Raw genomic sequence first — 2479 nt, 5'->3', positions numbered from 1 at the left:
CCTTCCCGGCCAGCCGGCCCAGCAGCACGGCCGGTCCGTCTGCGGCGGCCGCCGCCGGGCGCGGGCGGTGCCGGACCAGCCCGCGCAGCACCGGCGAGAGCCGGTCGGCCGGCACGGCCGCCGGGTCGAGCCGGGCGGCCACCAGCACGGCGTACGGCGTACCGGGCGCGCCGCCCGCCGCGCCCGTACCCGGGCCGCCGAGGGCTGCGTCGAAGAGGGCCAGACCCTGCTCGTCGGTCATCGGCGCCAGGCCGGTGGCGGCCAGGCGGTCCGCCTGCGCCGCGCTGAGCCCCGCCGCCATGCCGCCCGCCTCGGCCCAGTGGCCCCAGGCGAGCGAGACCGCGGGCAGGCCGCGGGCCCGGCGGTGCTCGGCGAGCGCGTCCAACTGGGCGTTGGCGGCGCCGTAGTTGGCCTGGCCCGGATTGCCCAGCAGGCCGACGGCCGAGGAGAAGAGCACGAAAGCGGCGAGATCCAGCTGCTCGGTGGCCCGGTGCAGGTGCCAGGCACCGTCCGCCTTGGGCCGCACCACCCGGTGCAGCCGCTCGGGGGTGAGCGCGGTGACCACCGCGTCGTCCAGCACCCCCGCCGTGTGCACCACGGCGGTCAGCGGGTGCGCGGCCGGCACCGAGGCGATCAGCTCGGCCACTGCGGCCGGCTCGGCCAGGTCGCAGGAGGTGACCCGGGCCTCGGCCCCGAGGGCCGCCAGCTCCGCGACCAGCTCCGGCGCACCGGGTGCCCGCAGGCCCTGACGGCTCACCAGCAGCAGGTGCCGCACGCCGTGCCGCACGACCAGCCGGCGGGCGACCAGCGCGCCCAGCGCGCCGGTGCCGCCGGTCACCAGCACGGTGCCGTGCTCGGCGAGGGGGGCGGGCAGCGTGAGGGCCAGCTTGCCGGTGTGCCGGGCCTGGCCGAGCCGGCGCAGCGCCTGCGGCGCCTGCCGGACGTCCTGGGCGAGCACCGGCAGCGGCCGCAGCTCCCCGGCGGCGAACCGGGCGGCCAACTCGGCCAGCATCGCGGCGATCCGGTCCGGGTCCACGTCGAACAGGTCGAAGGCCAGGTAGGCCGCGCCCTGGTACTCGGCGGCCACGGCGGCCGGGTCGCGCTGGTCGGTCTTGCCCATCTCGACGAACCGTCCGGCGGGCGCCAGCAGTCGCAGTGAGGCGTCGGTGAACTCCCGGGCCAGCGCGTTGAGCACCACGTCCACCCCGTGACCGCCGGTGGCGGCGCGGAAGGACTCCTCGAAGTCCAGCGTCCGGCTGGAGGCGATCCGCTCCTCGGGCACCCCGAGCTCGCGCAGCGTCCGCCACTTGCTCGGACTCGCCGTGGCGTACACGGCCACGCCCGAGGCCAGCGCCAGCTGCACGGCGGCCTGGCCCACCCCGCCGGTCGCCGCGTGCACCAGCAGCCGCTCGCCGGCCCGCAGCCCGGCCAGCCCGAACAGGCCGTGGTGGGCCGTCAGGAAAGCCACCGGCGCGGTGGCCGCCTGGGCGTAGCTCCAGCCCGCCGGGATCGGGATGAGCAGCCGGTGGTCGGTGACCGCCACCGGGCCGAGGGTGCCCTGGACCAGGCCGGTGACCCGGTCGCCCGGGCGCAGCGCGGTCACCCCGGGGCCGGTCTCCAGCACCACGCCGGCCGCCTCGGCGCCGATCCGGGCGCCGCCCGGGTACATCCCGAGGGCGATCAGCACGTCGCGGAAGTTCAGCCCCGCCGCGCGCACCGCGAGCCGCACCTCGCCTGCGGCGAGCGGGCGTTCGGCCTCCGGCGCGGGCAGCAGGGCGAGGCTGTCCAGGCTGCCCGGGGCGCCGGTGTCCAGGCGCCAGGCGGTCCGGCCGTTCGGGTCCAGCACCTCACCGGCCCCGGCCCTGACCACCCGCGGCACCAGCAGCTCCCCCGCCCGCAGCGCGAGTTGCGGCTCGCCGGCGGCCACGGCTGCCCGGGCGGCGGGCAGCGCGGCGCCGGACTCGGCCGTCCCGTCCAGGTCCAGCAGCGCCAACCGGCCCGGCTGTTCGGCCTGCGCGCTGCGCACCAGGCCCCAGACCGCGCCGGCGGCCGGGACCGGAACGTCCTCACCGGGCTGCGCGGCGACCGCCCGCTCGGTGACCAGCACCAGGGTGCCGCCCTCCCCTGCCAGCCATTCCTGGACCAGTGCCAGTGCCTGTTCGGCCGCCCCGGCGGCGGCGAACAGGTGCTGTCCCGGGACGGTTTCGGAGAGTGCGGCGAGCACCGGCAGCGCGCCCGGCTCGGCGGCGCCGTTCAGCGCGTGCTCGGCGGCCGCACCGCCGAGCACCGCCCAGCCCTCGGCCACCGGGGCCTCGGCGGGCGCCGGGGCCCCGGCCGACCCGGTCGGCGCCGGCTGCCAGTCGAGGCGGTACAACGGCTCACTGCCACCACCGGCCGCCCGCAGGGTGAGCGCGGCGACGGCCGCCACCGGCAGGCCCGCCGGATCGGTCGCCAGCAGCGCCACGGTGTCCGGACCGGA

At 79.0% G+C, this 2479-nt stretch carries 1 protein-coding gene; it reads right to left on the bottom strand.

What is annotated here, in order from left to right:
* The coding region (locus AA75_RS48715; protein WP_199520539.1) for an SDR family NAD(P)-dependent oxidoreductase at positions 1-2479 on the bottom strand (2479 nt) is incomplete at both ends.

It is taken from the genome of Kitasatospora sp. MBT63 (genome assembly GCF_000710465.2).
In the GTDB taxonomy this organism is placed as follows: Bacteria; Actinomycetota; Actinomycetes; order Streptomycetales; family Streptomycetaceae; genus Kitasatospora.
This window is presented reverse-complemented; position numbering and strand designations above follow the sequence as displayed.